The organism is Novosphingobium sp. 11B, assembly GCF_054589055.1.
Genome location: NZ_BAAILP010000069.1, coordinates 8,458 through 27,143, shown reverse-complemented (window position 1 = coordinate 27,143; position 18,686 = coordinate 8,458). Strand labels below are relative to the sequence as shown.

Here is an 18,686-nt window from a genome sequence, read left to right as displayed (position 1 = left end):
GGTGCGAGGGTGCTCCCCGCCGCGCATCGGCACTCGTCAGAACTTCACGGTCGATCGCACACCGAACGTGCGCAGGTCGCGCAGTGCCACCGCAACGCCCGAGAACGGCGAGAGGTAGGAGTTGGTGCGCTCCAGCAGGGTGAAGTCGATGGCGGCCGGATAAGCCTTGTTGTTGAACAGGTTGGTCACGAAACCTTCGAACGTGAAGCGATCGTTCCCGAAGCCTGCGCGCAAGTTCACCTGCGTCATGTCCGGCGTCTTCGTCAGGTTGGAGGCATTGGTGTAGACCCCCGACTTGTACGTGAAGTCGGCGCGGGCAAAGGCCTCCACGTCACCGCGCAGCTGCATCGTGTAGTTGGCCGAGACCGAGCCCGACCAGCGCGAGGCCAGCGGATTGTGGTTGCCGCTGAAGTCGGTGATGCCGGTAAGGGCGGTCACCGTGGGTGCGCTCAGCTTGCGGATGTCGCTTTCGTTGTACGAACCGTTGGCTGAGACTGTCAGGTGGTCGGTCGCCGCGAAGGAGAAGTCGCCTTCGAGGCCGTACATCTTGACCTTGCCGGTGTTGAGCTGGGCCTGGATGTTGTAAACCACGCTCGTCGCCGGATCGACCAGGGTGATGACGTTGGCGTTCAGCTGGTCCTTCCAGATGCCGTAGTAGGCGGCAACGGCGTAGCGCACGCGGTTGTCCAACGCCTTGCCCTTGGCGCCGATCTCGAAATTGTCGAGCTTTTCCGGTTTCACCGCGATGCGCAGGCCCGCGTCCGCCGCCAGAACCTGTGCCGCCGGGCTCAGGTTGGAGAGGAACACGGTGTTGAATGCCGCCGGGTTCACGCCCTTCGAGTACGAGGCATAGACCATCATGTCCGGCGTCACGTCGTAGTTGACGATCACGCGCGGGGTGAAATTCTTGTAGGTCTGCTTGGCCAGAACCGAGCCTTCCTCGTAGAAGCCCGGCGTCGCGAAGGCGGCCGAGGCGATGGTCTGGCCGCCCGGGCGGGCATAGGCATACATCGTGTCGATCTGGTAGCGGCCGTCGAAGTTGATGCTCAGCTCCGGCGTGATCTTGTAGCCGAGGCCGAAGAAGGCGCCGAAGGTGCGGTTGCGGGTCTTGCCCGAAACGACGCTGAACTGGCTGGTGCCGAGCGCGCCGTTGTTGCCGCCGCCGCCGCCCTGGAACGTCGCGTTCAGATAGCTGCCACCGAGCGTGGCGGTGAACGGTCCGCCATCATCATAACTTGCACGAAGTTCCTGCGAGAAGTCCTTGGATTTGGCTTCGACGAGGTAGGGATAGTCGAAGTAGCTCGGTGCTCCGGGCGCCGTGCCGACCGCGTTGGTCGAATTCGGCGCAGTGGTGTTGTAATAGAGGTCGAGGTCCGACAACTGGCTGCGGCTCTCGTTGTTGTAGCCGGTGAGCGAGGACAGAGTGATGCCGCTGCCGACCTCCCAGTCGACGTTGAAGTGCAGGTGATAGAAGCGGCTGCGCAGGCCATAGCCCTGGACGCCGTCCTCGGGGTTGATCAGGCGGCCCTTCGGGTTGGCGAGGAAGTCCTCGATGAAGGGCGTGTTGACCGTGTTCATCGAAGGCGCGCCGGCGGGCAGGCCGGGCAGGGTGCCACAGAAGTAGCGGTTGGCGCCAAAGGCGCAGTTCGAGGAATCCGGCACGATCACCGCGCCGTTCGAAGGGTTGGTGACGGCGTGCGCCGCCAGCAGGCCGGTCGCGTTCGGACCGTCGTTGTTCTTCGAGATCATCGCGAAGGCCTTCGCCTTCAGGTTCGAGGAAGGGGTGAACTCCATCGCCAGCGTCGCGGCGCGGGTGCGCTGGTCGCCGAGCGTCTGGCCGGGCACGCCCTGGTTTTTCCACGAACCGCCCTTGGCCATTTCCTGCACGGTCGCGCGGAAGCCGACGAGGCCCTCGATCAACGGCGCGCCGATGGAGGCCTGGATGTCATGGTTGTCGCGCGTGCCGACCATCCCCGAGAAGCTGCCTTCGAGGCGGTCGGGCGTGGACTTGGTCACGACGTTGACGGCACCGGCGAAGGTCTGGCGGCCGAAGTAGGCGCTCTGGGGGCCTTTCAGCACTTCGATGCGCTCGGGGTCGGAGATCGTCTGGATCGCGGTGGCGGTCGAGACCGGCACGCCGTCGATGAACATCGAGGCGGTCTGGACCGAAGCGCTCGATGGGGTGAAGCCGCGGATGATGACCTGCTGGAACGAGCGGTCGTTGCGACCCGACGAACTCGACACGATCTTCATGCTGGGCGTGAAGGAGGCAAGGTCGGTGACCGACTGCACGCCGCGCTTCTGCATGTCCTCGCCCGTCAGGGCGGTGACCGAGATCGGGGTCTTGAGAATGTCCTCGCCGCGCTTGCGGGCAGTCACGACGATGTCGCCGGGCGCACTCGCCGTCGTATCGGCGCCGGATGCCTGCGCATTGGCGTTGGTCGAAAGGCCCAACGCGACGATCATCGACGTGCAGGACAAAAGAACGGCGCGATGTAGCGCCGATGTGCTGGTCATGATTGCTTTCCCCATTTCGATCCCTGACCATTATTGGTCTGAGTTTTGAGATCGTTCTTCCTGCGTGAAACTTTTATCGTGTTTCTTTATTAAGCATTGCATCGAGCACTGGACGGCTTGCTGTCATCAAATCGCCGCTTGATGAGTGCAAGGTAACACTGCTTTTTTTCGCGCCGGAAATCAGAACCCCTTATCACCTCCAAGGAATCCTGATTAGCGTGGGCGGCCAAGTCGTGCTCGTTATCCGGACATGTCAGGGGGCGAGGCTGGCTTCGGCCGCCGTTCCCGACGAGGGTGATCCCCGACAGGCTCAATTCTTCGACGCGAGGCGCCAAAGACGTCATGAAACTGCTTGCGTTCCTGATGCAGACCGGTGGCCATATCGCCGGTTGGCGCCACTCCCGCGCCGCCGACAATGCCCTGTGCGACGCCGACTATTTTCGCGCACTTGGCCGCACTGCGGAGAAGGGGCTGTTCGACGGCGTCTTCCTGGCCGACTACCTCGGCTATCATCCGGTCCGGGGCGCATCGGTCTTCGCCGGGCTGGAGACGCCCAAGCTGGACCCGCTCGTGGTGCTGGCGACGATCGCGACGGCAACCCGGCACCTCGGCCTGATCGGCACGGCGTCTACCACGTACAATCATCCCTACGATCTGGCCCGCCGCTTCGCCTCGCTTGATCACATGAGCCGTGGCCGCGCGGGCTGGAACATCGTGACCTCCACCATGGAGAACGAGGCGCACAATTACGGTTTCGACAGCCACCTCGCACATGGCGATCGCTACGCCCGGGCAGAGGAGTTCGTGGCCGTTGCGCGCAAGCTGTGGGACAGCTGGCAGGAAGGCGCCGTCGCCGCCGACAAGGCGAGCGGGCGCTACACCGACCCTTCGCGTATCAGCGCCGTCGATCACGAGGGCGCGAACTTCAGGGTCGCCGGGCCACTGACCGTACCGCGTCCGCCGCAGGGTCACCCGGTGCTGGTGCAGGCGGGGGCCTCGGCCACCGGCCAGCGCTTCGCCGCGGCGACCGCCGAAGTCATCTTCACCTCGCACCCGACGATCGAGACGGCGAAGGCCTTCCGCTCCGCGATGCACGCGCAACTGGCCGGGTTCGGCCGCACGCCGGACGGTCTCAAGATCACGCCTGCGGTCACCCCGGTCATAGGACGTACCCTTGCCGAAGCCGAAGATCTGAAGCACGAACTGGACGACCTGATCCCGGCCGAGATCGCCATCTCCAAGCTCGAAGGGCTGCTCGGCAATATCGACCTGTCGCAGGCAGACCCCGACGGTCCGCTGCCGCCGCTGCCGGAAACGGCGCTGGCTGGTCAGAACTCGACGCGGGACCGCGTGCTCGAACTGGCGGAGCGCGAGGGCCTGCCGGTGCGCGAACTGGCGCGCAGGGTCGCCGCCGGTCGGACCGGGCACACCATCGTCGGCACCGCCGAGGACGTGGCCGGGACGCTTATAGAGTGGGAGAAGCAGGGCGCCGCCGACGGCTTCGTCATCTCCGCACCGTTCCTGCCGGGCGGGCTGGAGGACTTCGTCGATCACGTCGTCCCGATCCTTCAGGATCGTGGCCATTTCCGCAGGGAATACGAAGGCGCGACCTTGCGCGAGAACCTGGGTCTCACCGTTCCCGTCAATGCCTTCGACCTCGATCCCGGCCTGAGGTCCCGTCCCGAAATCTGGTGAGCCGTAAAACCCCGTCCTGCGCGCGGCACGTCGGCTGACGACGCCGCGCCTTTATCCGTGCCTCAAGGAAACGACTGCTCCATGCCCGCGCTTGCGCCTTTGATGAACCGTGCCGTCGCCGAACGTGTGCTCACCGAGAGCGGCGTGTCGGCGCTGGTTCTGTCCGACCCGACGAACATTTACCACGCGACCGGCTTCTGGCCGCAGATGGTGCTGATGGGCCAGTCGGGCGCGGTCCTGGCGGTCGTCCCGGCGGCGGCCGATCAGCCGGTGATCCTGATCACCAGCCAGTTCATCCATTATCTCCACGACGTCGAAGACCCGGCCGAGGGCGGCCCGCTCGACATCTTCCTCTATACCGCGCCCGAGGGACTGGAGGGCGACGCTGCAGCGCCGATTTTCCTCGACGAACCGCCGGGCGGGCGCGCCGATCCGCTGGACATGATCAGCCGGACTGCAACACTGGGCGTGCTCTCGCGCAGGCCCGCCTATCCCGATGCCGCGTCGGCCCTGAGAGCGGCGGTGGCCGCTTATGGGACGAGCTTTGCCGTCGATACATTGAATGCGGCGGCGGCTCTGGGGCTGAGCGGCAAGTGCTTCCCCGCAGAGCCGCTGCTTCGCAGCATCCGCATGATCAAGTCGCCGGTCGAGATCGCGCTCATGCGCCATGCCGCCGCCAACAATGCCGAAGCCGCCCGCGCGGCGATCCTGTCGATGCGAGCGGGATCGACGTACGAGGAGCTGCGGCTCGCCTTCTTCGCCGAGACCGGGCGGCGCGGCGGCATACCGCTCTTCGTCTCGACCGACAGCATGGCCATGCGGCGACGGGACGGCGTGATCAGGGACGGACGCAGCTTCCAGATCGATGCGGTCAGCCACTACGCCGGATATCACGGCGATTTCGGGCGGACGGTATTCGTCGGCACGCCCGATCCCATCGTCATGCGGATGGTGGAGGCGGCTGTCTGCGCCAACGATGCCATCGCCCGTGAACTGCGCCCCGGACTTCACTACTCCGATATCCGCCGGATCGGGCATGATGCGGTGGCACGCGGCGGCTACGATGTGGCCGTCTCCTGCGCCACGCACAGCGTCGGCTTGTTCCATACCGACGAGGCGTTCAAGGGCGGTGCGCTCAACTTCGAGAAGGGCGACCACCGTGTCGAGGCAAACATGGTCGTCAGCGTCGATTGCCCCGTGCTGCACCTCGACGCCACCGGGAACGTGCACCTCGAGGACTTGTGGCTGATCACCGAAGACGGCTGCGAACCGTTGAACGACCGCAGCGAGCCTTTCCTTATCATATAGCTATATGTTTTTATTTCAGCACAATAAGATAATTACGGCAGGTTGCTTATAGCATTGCAGCGTATATCTCAAAATGTTAGCATAAATTTACCATATCTATATGAAAAATAATGTTTTCATATACAATTCAGCGTTGAAATCCCCTGTCTGTGAATATGTCGAGCGCGGGGGTGGCTGTTCAGGCCTGCAGGTTGTCCACGACCGCACCGAACTCGGTCGAGGTTACGCGGTTCCGGCCTTGCTGCTTGCTTAGGTAGAGTTGGCGGTCCGCCTCCTTCATCCACATCTCGGGGGTCATGTCCGGCAGGCAACGGGCACTGGCGACGCCAATGCTGACGGTAATGAACGGGCTGATCTGCGAACGTTCGTGCGGGATGTTGAGCGACTGCACATGCAGGCTGATTTCCTGCGCGACCAGCGCCGCGCCTTCGGGATCGGCACCGGGGAGAATGCAGGCGAACTCCTCGCCGCCGTAGCGAGCGGGAAGGTCGGACGCGCGCTTGACGGCACGGGTAAGCGCCGCGCCGACCATAACGATGCAGCGATCTCCGGCCGGGTGGCCGTAGGTGTCATTGAACTGCTTGAAGAAATCGATGTCGATCATGATGACCGTCAGCCAGTCGCCGGTACGGCCGAGGCGCCCCACCTCGGACTTGAGCGCCTGCTCCATCTGGCGGCGGTTGCTGAGCCCGGTGAGGGCATCGGTCACCGCCATGCTGGCCAACTGGTCACGCAGGCGCTTGAGTTCGATGTGGTTGCCGACCCGGGCGCGCAGGATCGCGGGCTGGATCGGCTTTGTCACATAGTCGATCGCGCCCAGCGACAGGCCGCGCATCTCGTGATCGGTATCGCCAAGTCCCGTCGTGAAGATCACCGGAATATCAGCGAGTTGTGGGTCATCCTTAATCTGACGACACACTTCGAAGCCGTCGATCCCGGGCATCAGCACGTCGAGCAGGATGAGGTCGGGCGGCGTGGCCCGCGCCGTATCCAGCGCCTGCTGGCCGGAAGTGGAGAACAGGACTTCGTAGTCGTCCTCCAGCACCGCATTCATGATCTCGATATTCGAGACCTCGTCGTCGACGATGAGGATCGTGCCCCTGCTCATGCCGCTGCTCCTGCCTGGTCGACTGTCTCGGCGGCGGCTTCTTCCGCGTCGAGGAGGTCGATTGCCGTATCGTAGTCGAGTTTCTCAAGGGCGCGATTTACCGGGTGTGCCGCGCGCTCGTCGTCGTTGAGGCCGATCGCAGCGGCGTAGCGCCCGAAGCTGGCCCTCGCGCCGAGGCTGCGGCGACGCAGCAGGCCGCGCAATTCGTCGCGTGCCGCCGCCGCTGCGCTCATGTCGCGATCCCCGTCGGTCGCCGGGGCGGCTGCCGTGCGGTTCGCGGTGAGGCTGCGCGCGGCGGCGACGGCCGGAGCCAGCAGCGTCTCGAGGTCGACGATCGCGGACTGCGCCTGCAGCGCATCCCCATCGGCGAGCATCCGCTCGATCTCTGCCGCCGAGCGTTGGATGTCCGGCAGTTCCAGCGAACCTGCCACGCCCTTGAGGCTGTGTGCAAGGCGGCGCGCGTCGGCGAGCAAGCCGCCAGCGATATGGGTGCGCAGGTCCTGCCCGACGTTCGCATAAGTCTCGCCGAAGGTGATGATGAGCTTGCGCAGGAGCGAGGCCTTGCCGTTCACCCGCAGCAGGGCCGCGCGCAAGTCGAACGGCAGCAGGGTCTCTGGCAGGACGACGTCCTGTACGGGAGCCTGCGCCGCCACGACGACCGGAGCGGGTGTCGCCACCGGCATTCCGGTGGCGACCGGCCTCAGCCAACGCTCGAGCGTGCGCATCAGCATGGCCGGATCGACGGGCTTGGAGATATGATCGTTCATCCCCGCGTTGAGGCAGCGCTGGCGCTCTTCCTCGTGCGCGTGGGCGGTCATGGCGATGATCGGCAGGCGGTCTGCGGACCATGTCTCGCGGATCAGGCGGGTTGCGGCAATGCCGTCCATTTCCGGCATCTGCACGTCCATGAGGACGGCCGCGTAGTTTCCGTTGGCGGCTTGCACGCGGTCGCAGCCGATGCGGCCGTTTTCCGCCTGGTCCACCACCAGACCGGCCTGCGTAAGCAGTTCGATGGCGATTTCGCGGTTGATCTCGTTGTCCTCGACCAGCAGCACGCGCGCGCCCTGGAACTGGGCCGCCAGGCTCGGTGCGTCTTCCGGAGTGGCATCGCCGGCCGGTCCGGCATCTTGCGAGGCCACCTCGATAATCGTCTCCAGCAGCGCGCGGGGTGCGATCGGCTTGGTCAGGACCGCGGCGACGTGGGCGGGGGTGCCGCCGGGCAGCAGGCTGTCGGCGCCGTAAGCGGTGACGATGAGGGTGCGGGGCAGCGGCGCGGCATGATCCATCGCCTGCATCGCCTCGACCGTCTGGAGGCCGTTCATGCCGGGCATCTTCCAGTCCAGCAGAACGAGGTCGTAGGCATGGCCGGCCTCGTCCGCGCCGCGGATGGCGCTGAGTGCTTCGTCACCCGACGCGACGAGATCGAGCGGGATTTCCCAGCCTGCGAAGATGTCCTGAAGGACCTGACGCGATGCCGAGTTGTCGTCGGCAGCGAGCACGCGCAGGGCGCGGATCTGCGGAGGCACGGCCGGCTCAAGTGCGGCGGTCTCATCCTCGCGCGCCATCTGCATGCGGGCAACGAAGGTGCTGCCTTGTCCGGGCGCGCTCTCGACGCGGATCGAGCCACCCATCTGCTCCACGATCTGGCGGCAGATCGCGAGGCCGAGGCCGGTGCCGCCGAAGCGCCGGGTGGTCGAGCTGTCCGCCTGCGAGAAGGACTGGAACAGCGCCGCCTGCTGCTCGGCGTTCATGCCGATGCCGGTATCGCGTACCTGCAGTTCGACGGTGAACTGGTCGTCGACTTCCGCGACGATGTCGAGGCCGACGGTGACGCTGCCGTTTTCGGAGAACTTGACAGCATTGCTGACGAGATTGAGCAGCACCTGGTTGAAGCGCAGTTCGTCGCCCATCAGGCGATGGGGCAGGGCGCGGGAAATCTCGGACGTCACGCGGACCCGCTTGGCCTCGGCATCCCCTGCGACCAGCTGCAGCTGGTTGGCGACCGCGTTGCGCACGTCGAAGGGGTTGGCCTCCAGCGTCAGCTTGCCAGCTTCGTTCTTCGAGAAGTCGAGGATGTCGTTGATCAGGCGCAGCAGCGACATGCCCGCCTGCCCGATCTTGGAGACGTAGTCCTTCTGCTTGGGGTCGAGGTCGGTTCGGCCGATCAGGTGGCAGAAGCCGAGGATCGCGTTCATCGGCGTGCGGATTTCATGGCTCATGTTGGCCAGGAACATGCTCTTGGCGCGGCTCGCCTCTTCCGCTTCGCGGGTGCGTTCGCGCAGGGCGAAGGATTCCACCAGCTGGTCGCTCAGCAGCACCAGCACGCTCGCCTGGAAGGTGACGATGACGGCATGGAGCAGCACGCGGCCGAGGTTGCCCCCGCCCGCGAAAACGACCGAGGGCAGCAGGTAGAGCAGCAACAGGTGATGCAGCGCCACGGCGGTCGCGGCGACCAGAACGGCGCGGCGATCGCACCAGCCGATGGTCAGCGTCAGCATGGCGAAGAAGTACATGTGCATGTCCATCTGCCACGGATGGCCGCGCAGCAGGACGAGCAGGATCGCCGGTTCCGCCATCAGCGCCACGGCGGAGAGGTAGCGCGTCGCGGGCGCGATGCCGTGCCGCAGCCACATCACGTGGTAGCTGCCCGCCACCAGGGTGCCGGCCAGCGCGGCGGCGAGCGCATTGTGGCTCGTCAGCAGCGCCACCACGGCGAAGAGGGGCACGTGCGCCCAGAATAGCCAGAGGAGCAGGCGCCCGGACTTGCGGCGCAGTTGGTCGAGTTCGACGTTCAAGAGGTCTGCTCCTGCGAAGAAGGGGCGCCGCATCCCGCGACGGCCGGAACGGAAACAGCGAGCCACGCGCCCGCCTTGCGAAGCGACGCGGCGAAGTGGGCCTGGGAAGACCCGGCTATCACGACATTGGGCAGCGAACTGGTGGCTGCGAGGCGGCCGCCGGTCCGGGTGACGAGATTGACGCTATCGACCAAGGAGGAGGTCGGCGCCATGACCACGAGGTATTGGCCCGACTGCGTGCCCGAAAGCAGCCAGCCAGCCGTCAGTCCGACGAGCCCCGCGGCGAGCAGTCCGGCAGCGGGTAAGAAGTCGCGCAGGCCACCTTGCGGGGAAGGGCCTTTCCGCGACGCGCAAGCACGCGACTCCGCCCGACGATGTATTGTCCAAGAAATCATGCCCACCGCCTACGAGACTATGGCTATTTTTTGGTTAAAGAGGTGCAGGATTCCCGTTCGATCCGGCACATTTCACTATTGTAACCGTCCGCCGGCCAGTGTGATTCCTCGCCCGCGTGGATGCGCGGCCATCAGGACCGCCGCCGCATCGCTCGGTACGGCACGGGAATAGAAGAAACCCTGACCCAGCGTACACCCAAGCGCCATCAGCTTGCGTGCCTGTCCGGCCGTCTCGATCCCTTCGGCGATGACACGGATTCCGAGCTTCGTCGCGATGTCGATTATCCCCTCGACGATGATCTGGCTGGGGGCATGCGAAACGATGCGATCGACGAAGGACTTGTCGATCTTGATGTAGTCCACCGGCACGCTCATCAGGTGCGTGAGCGAGGCGTAGCCGGTGCCGAAATCGTCGAGGGCCACCTTCAGCCCCTTGGCGCGCAGGGCTTCCACCGATTTCCGCACGACGCCCGCCTCGTCCATGTAGACGGATTCGGTCACTTCCAGACTGACGTGGCTCAGCGGCACCCCTTCGCGTTCGAAGGTATTGCTCAGCAGACCGTAGATCGAGGCGCCGTGGAAGTCGGCGGACGAGACGTTGATGCTGACTTGCGGGACAGCGATCCCCGCCGCAAGCCATTCACGGATATCGCGCGCGACCGATGCCATCATGCGCTGGGTGAGAGTGCGTGCGATGTGGGAATCGGTCGTCGCTTCGTGGAACGAGGCGGCGGGCACGGCCTGTTCGCCGATGCGCATGCGGGACAGCGCCTCGAGGCCGACGACCTCGCCGCTGCGTATATCGACGACGGGTTGGTAGTGCGCCTCTATCCGGTTCTCGCGCAGGGCTGCGTTAACGTCGCGGATCGCGGTGAGACGCCGGGTCATCCGCGTTCCGATGCCCGGCCAGTAGCGCACGAAGCCGCCGCGCCCCGTCTCCTTGGCGTGATAGAGTGCGAAGTCGGCGTTCTGGCGCACCTGCTCGGCCGTGGTGTCGGCCAGCGAGCACTCGGCGAGGCCAATCGTGGCCCCCGGGGACACGACGTTGCCCCCGCAATTGGCGGTCGAGGAGATTTCGTCCAGATATGTCTGCGCCGTGCGTTCGAGATCGCGCAGCGCCGCCTCGCTCTCTACCACGATCGCGAATTCGTCTCCGCCGATGCGGTAGGCGCGGTCGGGGAAGGCGGCGATGGTCAGGCGGTCGGCAACTTGCCGGAGCAGGAGATCGCCCGCGCGGTGTCCGAAGGTGTCGTTGACGAACTTGAGGTTGTCGAGGTCGAGCAGGAACAGCGCCCAGCTACCCGGCCTGGCGGCATCGAGGTGGTGCAGGGCGGCATTGAAGGCTCCGCGATTGGCGAGGCCGGTGAGCGCGTCGGTATTGGCGCGCCGCTCGTATTCGACCACGCGCCGGTGCCGGTCGAGCGCGATCGCGCATACGTGGACGCAGCGCTCGACGATCTCGCGCTCGAGCTGCGACGGGCCGCGTTTCTCGCGGTAGTAGAAAGCGAAGGTGGCGACGGCGCGGCGGCGGGCGTCGAATATCGGGTGCGACCAGCAGGCCTTGATGCCCAGCGGCAGGACAAGGTGCTTGAAGTCCGCCCAGCGTGGATCGTTGGCGATGTCGGCGGTGGTGATCTCCTGCCCGCGATGGGCCGCGGTGCCGCAGGTGCCGACTTCGGGGCCGATGCCGAGTCCCTCGATGGCCGCGCAGAAGCTTTGCGGAAGACTGGGGGCGGCGAGCGTGTGAAGGCGGCCCAGCTGGTCCACCGTAACGACCGAACAGACTACGTCGGGAACGAGGCGCTCGACTTCGAGGCACAGCCGCAAGGCTGTGTCCGCCAGTGTCTCGCCTTTGGCGATCATCTCGAGGATCGTATTCTGTAACTCGGTCATCGGCTCCCAGCCCGGTCAGCCGGGAGTCAGTCTGGCCGACAATGGTTAATTATTTTGCCATAGTCCTGCGGGGCCGTGCACGGGTCGCCTTCGTTCCGGCGCGGGTTCGACGCGCTTCGTCCTGCAGGCTCCACCCGGCAAGGATATCGCGCCGGATAGCGTCGATGCCTGTGGTCTCGCGCCAGGTCATACCGATATCGCGCGCCTTCGCGCCGGGGCCGTGGGAGCCGGTCTCCCAGAAGCGGGAGTCCTGCGGTCGGAACACCCCGGTCATGGTGCCGTCGCGGGCGGTGCCGTTCATCGTCGTCCAGTGGTCCGGGTGGATATGCCGGTCCATGAAGCAGTCGATGAAGATCGCCTGTCCGACGGCCGCAGGGTCGGCATAGCGCCCGTCGGCGAAGCGCGTTGTCGGATGCCACGGCCGCGCGAGCGCTACGGCGCCGTCGGGCACCCCGGCCTCGTGGGTCAGGCGCGAGCGGTAGACGATGATGCCGTGCGCCTGCGACAACTGGGTCGATGGCGCGGCGATGAAGGACTGGAACTCGCCTGGAACGTAAGGCTCACTGCGCGGACGGGAGCGGATCTCGCTGTCCTCGATCAGCAGTTGCCCGTTGCCGAAGATGAAGTCGATGTTGCCCGCCACCAGGCTGCGGCGCACCAGCGCCCGGCCGCCGTTGGTGAACAGCGTATCCTGATAGCCGAGGATTGCCGTGCGATCGACGAGCACGCGGTCGCTGTGCACGTCGAGGAGCAGGGCGACGGCCTGCGGGTTGGCGATGCGCTCCGCGCTGCCTTGCGGGTGGCGGTCATTGGCAAGGTAATCGAAGGTGTTCTCGATGGTCAGGTCGCGGATCACCACGTCCTTTGCGTCCACCATCAGCGTCGCCGAGCCGGGCGTGCCCCAGCCGTCGCGGTGCCAGCCTTTCGCGGTTTGGGCTACGGCGCCGAAGTGAACCCGCGTGCGCTGCGCGCCGCTGCCGATCAGGCGCAGGCGATTGCGGGAGATCACCGGCTTCTCCGCATAGTCGCCCGGTGCCACGCGGATCGTGATCCAGTTTTCGGAACCGTCGCGCGCTGCCGCGTCGAGCGCACGTTGGATCGACGTGTAGCACGGCGCCGCGCCGTCCCCGCACGAGGGCCGCACGACGTACTCGGTCGGCGCCGCCATCGCGGTTCCGGTGGACAGCATCGCTGCCAATGTGAACGCAAGTCTGCGGATCATTCAGGTGCGCTCCCTCGCGCCGGTTCAAGGGTTTTGAGGAAGCCGTCGATCTGCTCCGCGACGCGGGGCAGCCACGGTTCGAACAGCCAGAAATCGTGGGGGGCGTTCTCGAAGGCGAAGAAACGATGGGCGATGCCGTGATGTTCGAGGGAGGCGAGCACCGTGGCCTTGCCTCCGGTGAAGCGCGGGATGCCGCTGCTGACGATCAGCGTCGGCGGTGACTGTGCGCCGACATGGCTGGCGGCGCTCGCTTCCTTCCAGCGTGCGGCGGCGTGCTCGTAGGAACCGCCGAGCCAGCGCGCGGCGGGCGATGCCTCCCCGGCGGCATTCTCGAACTGCAGCGCCTGCGGGGTGGTGAAGTCCAGCACGCCGTCGAGGTCGATCAGCGCGGCGGCGGTGCGCTCCGTGCCCGAGCCGAACAGGCCGGAAGGCCCGGCATAGGCGAGCAGCGAGGCCATCTGCCCGCCGGACGAAGCACCGCCCACGGCGATGCGGGCGGGATCGACGTCGAACTCGGCCGCATGCGCGCGTGTCCATGCCAGTGCGTCGCCGATGTCGATCATCCCCGCCGGATAGGCCGCCTCGACCGATAGACGGAACTCCGGCAGGAACACGGTATATCCGCGCTGGGCGAGGAGATTCGCCAGCGCATAGAAATGCGTCTTCGCCCCCGCGCGCCAGCCTCCGCCGTGGACGAGCAGAATGCCCTGCCGGTTGGCTCCCGCCGCGGGGCGGAACACGTCGATATGCAGATCGCGGGTCCCGGTGTTCTTGTAGGGCCGGTCGAACAGCACCGACTGACCCTCACGCCAGGTAACGGCGGGCCATGCGATCCCGGGAAACGTGTCCCGGTACTGTGCGAAGCGCTGGCCGATCGTGTAGCTGTCATCCGCCTCGCGCGCCGGAGCGTGGCCCGGCAGAAGCATGGCGGCAAAGGCCAGCGCACATGCGAACTTGCTTGAACCCGGCACTCTATATCACTCCCGAAAAACGAAAAAGAGGACCGCCGCCCGAGGGGTATTGGGCAGCGGTCCTTCCAGTTATCAGAACTGGTAGCGGGCGCCCACGAACCACTGCGCGCCGGTCTTGGAGAATTCGCGCACCAGATACTGAGTTCCGTCGCCGGTGCCGTAGATGCGCTCCCGTTCGTTGGTGATGTTGATCCCCTGCAGGTTGACGCTGATCTGCTTGGTCAGGTTGTAGTAGGCCGAGAAGTCCACTTGCGTCGGCCCGTACTTGCGTTCCTGCACGTGGCCGTTGCCGCCCGGTTGGCTCAGCAGATAGTCGTCGCGCTTGTTGATCGAGAGGCGAAGGCCAAGGTCACCGGTGTCATAATAGGCCGTGAAATTGTAGGAGTTGGGCGACAACCCCGTGGAATCGCGGGCAGAGACATGGGTGTAGTTCGATGCGATGCCGAAGTACGAAAGCGCGCCCGGCAGGAACGTGAACGGCACGTTGAGCGTCGCCTCCAGCCCCTTCACGCTGTTGCCGTCCGATGAGTTCACGGTGCTGTAGAAGGTGTACTGTGCGGTCGCCGGGTCCGCCTGGTACGAAGCGTCGTAGCGCGGATCGGCATAGATCGCGGCCCAGTATTCCTGCGGGACCGACTGCTGCACCACCGAGGTCGTCAGCGAGCTAATAATGTTCTTCTTGAACACGCCCACCGAGAACAGACCGCCCTTGCTGAAGTACCACTCGAAGCCGAGGTCGAAGTCGTTCGACAGATAGGGCTTGAGCGCGGGATTGCCCAGGTTGCTCACCGTGCGCGTGGTGTACTCGAACACGGGCGCGGCGATGTTGAGCGAGGCGAGGCCCGGCCGCGTCATCGAACGGGCATAGGCGAAGCGCGCCACGAGGTCGGGCGTGATGTTCAGTGCCGCGTTGAACGAGGGCAGGAAGTTGTCGTAATGCCGCTTCACGTCGACCGGCGATCCGGAGATCACCGCGCTCGATTCCACGTCCGTACGCACCCAGCGCGCGCCGCCGTCGAGGCGCAGGGTCATCGAACCGATGTCGATCTCACCCGTCACTTCGCCGTAGCCGCCGGTGGTCTTTTCAACCACTTCCCAGCCCGCTGCGACATTGGTGGTGTAGTTGCCCGAGAAAAGGCCCGACGATCCGATCGCGTCGAAGTCCATCACCGCGAACGTCGGCAGGCCCCCGGAAACCACGCCGCTGCCGAAGTGGCTGTACGGGAAGGCGGTCATGTAGCTGGACGGATCGAAGGTGGGCAGCTCGCCCTGAGCCTCGGAATAACGCACGAGGCGGCGGTTGTAGGCGAAGCCCGCCTGCGCGGTGAAGCGGCCCTTGGTGAAGGTGGCGTTGGTCTTGGCCGTGAAGTTGTCCTTCACGACGTTGTTCAGGCGATTGGCGGGTGTCGTCGCGTTGATGAAGTTGGTGGCATCGTTCGGGTCGTAATCACCGTAATCGACTTTGGCGACGTCCTTGCTGCCCGAATAGTCGTAGGCATAGTAGTGCGGCACCGAGCGGGCGTAGAAGCGCAGCTCGGTGCGATCGGCGGTGTCGCGCGCCTTGCCGACCATGGCGTCGATCTTGAGGTTGCTCGTCACCTCGTAGTCGCCCGAGAACACGAACTGGCGGAACTTGGAGGTCGAGGTCTGGTGGCGGCTTTCGTACCACGATGTCACGTCGTCGAAAGCGGCGGCGACCAGCTGCTTGCCGTCAGGCGCGACGGTGAACGACAGCGGGGTCTGGCCGACGAAGTTGCCCGGGGTGCCGTGAGTCAGTAGCCACTCCATCGAGTTGTAGCTGTAGCGGTCGTTGTCGAGCTGCGAATAGAGCGCGTCCAGACTGAGCGTCAGTCCGTCGATAGGCTTGGCCTGGATCGAGCCGGTCAGGCCGAGGCGCTTCTGGTCGTTGCCGAAGAAGTCCGCACGCGGCAGGCGCGGCGCCCACAGGCAGTCGAGTCGGTCGGCAGCGCCGCAATCCTCGGGCGTGCCGGTGACGGTCGGATTGGTGTCCGCCCAGCTGTCGCCGTTCACATAAGGCGAGGTCCAGCGCACGCTGGAGAAGCCTTCCTGATAGACCGTGCGCTTGGAATAGGCGGCGGAAAGCAGGAAGCCGATGCGGTCGTCGGCGAACGTGTCGGACACCATCACCGTCGCGCGCGGGTCGACCTTGCGCGTCATCGTGTTGTATCCGCCCTGCGCCGATCCGACGACATGGAAGCCCTTGAAGTCGAAGGGCTTGGCCGAATAGAGATCGACGGTGCCGGCGATGCCGCCTTCCTCGATCGAGGCGCGCTGCGTCTTCTGCACGTCGATGCGGTTGAACAGTTCGGACGCGAAGACGTGGAAGTCGAAGGCGCGGCCGGCATTGATGGTGAAGCCGCCGGAATCGAGGCCGTCGCTGCTGGCGGGCACTTCCATGCCGTTCAGCGTCGTGCGGGTGAAGTCGGGGGAGAAGCCGCGCAGGGTGATGTTGCGGCCTTCGCCCCCTTCGCGGGAGATCGCGACGCCGGGCAGGCGCTGGATCGATTCCGAGAGGTTGAGGTCGGGCATCTTGGCCATGTCCTCGGCCATGATGCTTTCGGTGAGGTTCACCGCGCGGCGCTTCAGGTCCTGCGCCTTGGCGAGGCTGCCGCGAAAGCCGGTGACGAGGATTTCGGAGTTCGCAGCCGGTTCCTCATCCGAGGCCTCTGCCGCCGGGGATGCGGCCTGTGCGGCGGCGACGGGCGCCTGTACGCTCGGGGCCGAGGTCAGGCTGGTCTGCGTCAGGGTGCGCGGCGACATCGGAGGCGTGGCGCGGGCGACAATGGCATAGGAACCCGGCCCGGTACGGCGGGCGGTGAGACCGGTCCCCGCCAGCAGGCGGTTCAGTGCGTCGTCCACGCTCATCTCGCCGCGCACGGCATTGGTGCGTACGGCATGCGTCAGGCGGCGCGCCGCGATGATCTGGATGTCGCCCTGTCGGCCAAGCTGGCTGATCGCGGTTTCGGCAGGCTGCGCCTCGATCGCGAACTGCCGCGTCTGCGCTGCCGCCTGAACCGGCGAGGCTACCATGCACATGATCGCAGATGATGCGAACAAGGCACTCCGAATGTCCGAAGTATTCATTATCCCTCCCAATGTCCCGATCCGTCAGGTTTCTTTTCACCTGTGCCCTTTAAGAGTCTCCGGAGCGGATATTCCTTCTCATCATTTCAAATTTCTTTATCATTCGATCCGAATGAGGTTCGGATTGCTGGTGTCGAGCGACACTCCGAGGCTGGCCTTCACCGCTTCGGCGAAGCCTTCAGGGTCGTTGACGCGGAACAGGCCGTCGAACTCCTCGCGGGCGACGCGCGGGTCGGCGATGATGATCTGGCGCTGGTTGTAGCGGTTGAACTCGTCCGCCGCGTCATAGAGCGTGCGGCCGTTGAGGTCGATCATGCCGCCGCGCCATGCCAGCGCCCGGTCGACGGAAGAGGAAATGCCGGTCTCGTAGTCGATCACCGCATGGGCGCTAAGCATCGCGCGGTCCCCGGCCTCCAACTTCATGCGCAGGCTCTGGTCGCCGTCCGCCCAAGTTTCCACGATGCCCTCGGTGACGAGGATTTCGACCCCGGTTTCACGCCGCCGCACCGAGAAGGCCGTTCCCACGGCGCGCACGCGGACGTTTCCGGCCGCAACGACGAAGGGGCGCTGCGCGTCCTTGGCGACCTCGAACCATGCCTCACCCTGCGCCAGTTGCACCTCGCGCAGCTTGGTCGCCATGCTGACGGTCAGTTCGCTGCCCGAATTCATCGTCATCACCGAGCCGTCCGGCAGCGGCAGGCGCCGGATCTCGCCGAGCTTCGTCGTATAAGCTGCCGGGCTCTGGCTCCAGCGCAGCCCGACGAAGGCAAGCGCAGCCGATGCCGCCAGCCCCGCCAGCACGCCGCGACGACCCCAGCCGGATTGTGCGGGTTCCTCTTCCTCCTCGACGGGGACAGCCGGTGCCTCGACCTCGGGGGTCAGCGCCAGCCACTGTGCCTGTACCTGCAGCAGCAGGCCATGACGCAGCGGGTCTTCGGCCAGCCATGCCTGAAGTTCGCTCTCGTCGGCCTCGGTCCAGTCGTCGGCGTCCATGCGCGCCACGAACCGCGCCGCCTCGTCGCGAGCCTGATCGCCTGCGAGCGTCACCATGACCGCGCGCCCCGGCGATCGGTGCCGAGCATGCGGTTCTCGCTCTGCGCCTCGGCCTGCGTCCAGGCATCGCGGATGGCGCGCACGCCGGTCCAGACCTGCTTCTCCACTGCCTTCTCGGTCATGCCGAGATGGGCGGCGATTTCCTTCTGGGACCAGCCCTCGATCTTGCGCAGTTCCACCACGCGGCGGCACCGTTCCGGCAGGCGGCCGATGATGGCCAGGACCCGCTCGTAGCTGATGCGGCTCGCGGCCTGTTCCTCGGGCGAGGGGGTTTCGTCCTGCCATGTCTCGATCTCGCTCACGGCCTCCAGCACCACGACCTGCTGGCGCTTGAGACGGCGCAGCAACAGGTTGCGGGTGATCGAGAACATATAGGCCAGCGGCCGGTCGATATGGTCGACCGAGGGCAGCATCGCGATCCGGCAGTAGGCTTCCTGCATAACCTCGTCCACGTCCTCCGGCGAGAGGCGCGACCGGGCCAGCCAGCGGCGGACCCGCGCCTCATGGGGCACGATCTCGCGCGCGACCCAGAGGGCCGTCCCGCGTCGCCGCGCAAGTTCCTTGTCTGCCTCCCCTGGCGTGGCACCCTCCCTCAAGGCGTTCGGATTTCCCGTTTGCCATGAA

At 65.6% G+C, this 18,686-nt stretch carries 12 protein-coding genes; 2 read left to right on the top strand and 10 right to left on the bottom strand.

Annotated elements, in window-relative coordinates; genetic code table 11:
* Positions 1–36: 36 nt before the first annotated feature.
* Positions 37–2,517, bottom strand: coding sequence for a TonB-dependent receptor (locus ACYPYD_RS06395; RefSeq protein WP_459662514.1), 2,481 nt, complete (start codon positions 2,515–2,517; stop codon positions 37–39).
* 342 nt (positions 2,518–2,859) lie between these two features.
* Here ACYPYD_RS06395 and ACYPYD_RS06390 point away from each other — a divergent pair, with 342 nt between their 5' ends.
* Entirely contained in the window at positions 2,860–4,212 is a 1,353-nt protein-coding gene (locus tag ACYPYD_RS06390; protein WP_459662513.1) for an LLM class flavin-dependent oxidoreductase, read from the top strand.
* 102 nt (positions 4,213–4,314) lie between these two features.
* On the top strand, positions 4,315–5,520 hold the full coding sequence (locus tag ACYPYD_RS06385; RefSeq protein WP_459662512.1) for a M24 family metallopeptidase: 1,206 nt from the start codon (positions 4,315–4,317) through the stop codon (positions 5,518–5,520).
* 178 nt (positions 5,521–5,698) lie between these two features.
* Here ACYPYD_RS06385 and ACYPYD_RS06380 read toward each other — a convergent pair whose 3' ends face one another.
* From ACYPYD_RS06380 to ACYPYD_RS06340, 9 genes are all read right to left on the bottom strand, one after another.
* Positions 5,699–6,628, bottom strand: a complete 930-nt coding sequence (locus ACYPYD_RS06380) for a diguanylate cyclase (RefSeq protein WP_008829302.1) — start codon at positions 6,626–6,628, stop codon at positions 5,699–5,701.
* Positions 6,625–9,423 (bottom strand): response regulator, encoded by a 2,799-nt coding sequence (locus ACYPYD_RS06375; RefSeq protein ID WP_459662511.1) that lies wholly within the window; start codon positions 9,421–9,423, stop codon positions 6,625–6,627. Before ACYPYD_RS06375 ends, ACYPYD_RS06380 begins: the two co-directional genes overlap by 4 nt.
* Entirely contained in the window at positions 9,420–9,818 is a 399-nt protein-coding gene (locus ACYPYD_RS06370) for a hypothetical protein (protein ID WP_155986493.1), read from the bottom strand. The genes ACYPYD_RS06375 and ACYPYD_RS06370 overlap by 4 nt, the downstream gene beginning before the upstream one ends.
* A gap of 75 nt (positions 9,819–9,893) precedes the next feature.
* Positions 9,894–11,711: a putative bifunctional diguanylate cyclase/phosphodiesterase gene (locus ACYPYD_RS06365; RefSeq protein WP_008829305.1), complete on the bottom strand. Its 1,818-nt coding sequence runs from the start codon at positions 11,709–11,711 to the stop codon at positions 9,894–9,896.
* 49 nt (positions 11,712–11,760) lie between these two features.
* Positions 11,761–12,933, bottom strand: a complete 1,173-nt coding sequence (locus ACYPYD_RS06360) for a pectinesterase family protein (protein ID WP_459662510.1) — start codon at positions 12,931–12,933, stop codon at positions 11,761–11,763.
* Entirely contained in the window at positions 12,930–13,859 is a 930-nt protein-coding gene (locus tag ACYPYD_RS06355; RefSeq protein ID WP_459662508.1) for an alpha/beta hydrolase fold domain-containing protein, read from the bottom strand. The genes ACYPYD_RS06360 and ACYPYD_RS06355 overlap by 4 nt, the downstream gene beginning before the upstream one ends.
* Positions 13,860–13,976: 117 nt before the next feature.
* Complete coding sequence (locus tag ACYPYD_RS06350; RefSeq protein ID WP_459662506.1) at positions 13,977–16,961, bottom strand: TonB-dependent receptor; 2,985 nt, start codon at positions 16,959–16,961, stop codon at positions 13,977–13,979.
* A 147-nt stretch (positions 16,962–17,108) separates the two neighbouring features.
* Entirely contained in the window at positions 17,109–18,059 is a 951-nt protein-coding gene (locus tag ACYPYD_RS06345) for a FecR family protein (RefSeq protein ID WP_459662504.1), read from the bottom strand.
* On the bottom strand, positions 18,053–18,686 hold a 634-nt coding region (locus ACYPYD_RS06340; protein WP_459662502.1), incomplete at its 5' end, for an RNA polymerase sigma factor. The genes ACYPYD_RS06340 and ACYPYD_RS06345, both read right to left, overlap by 7 nt.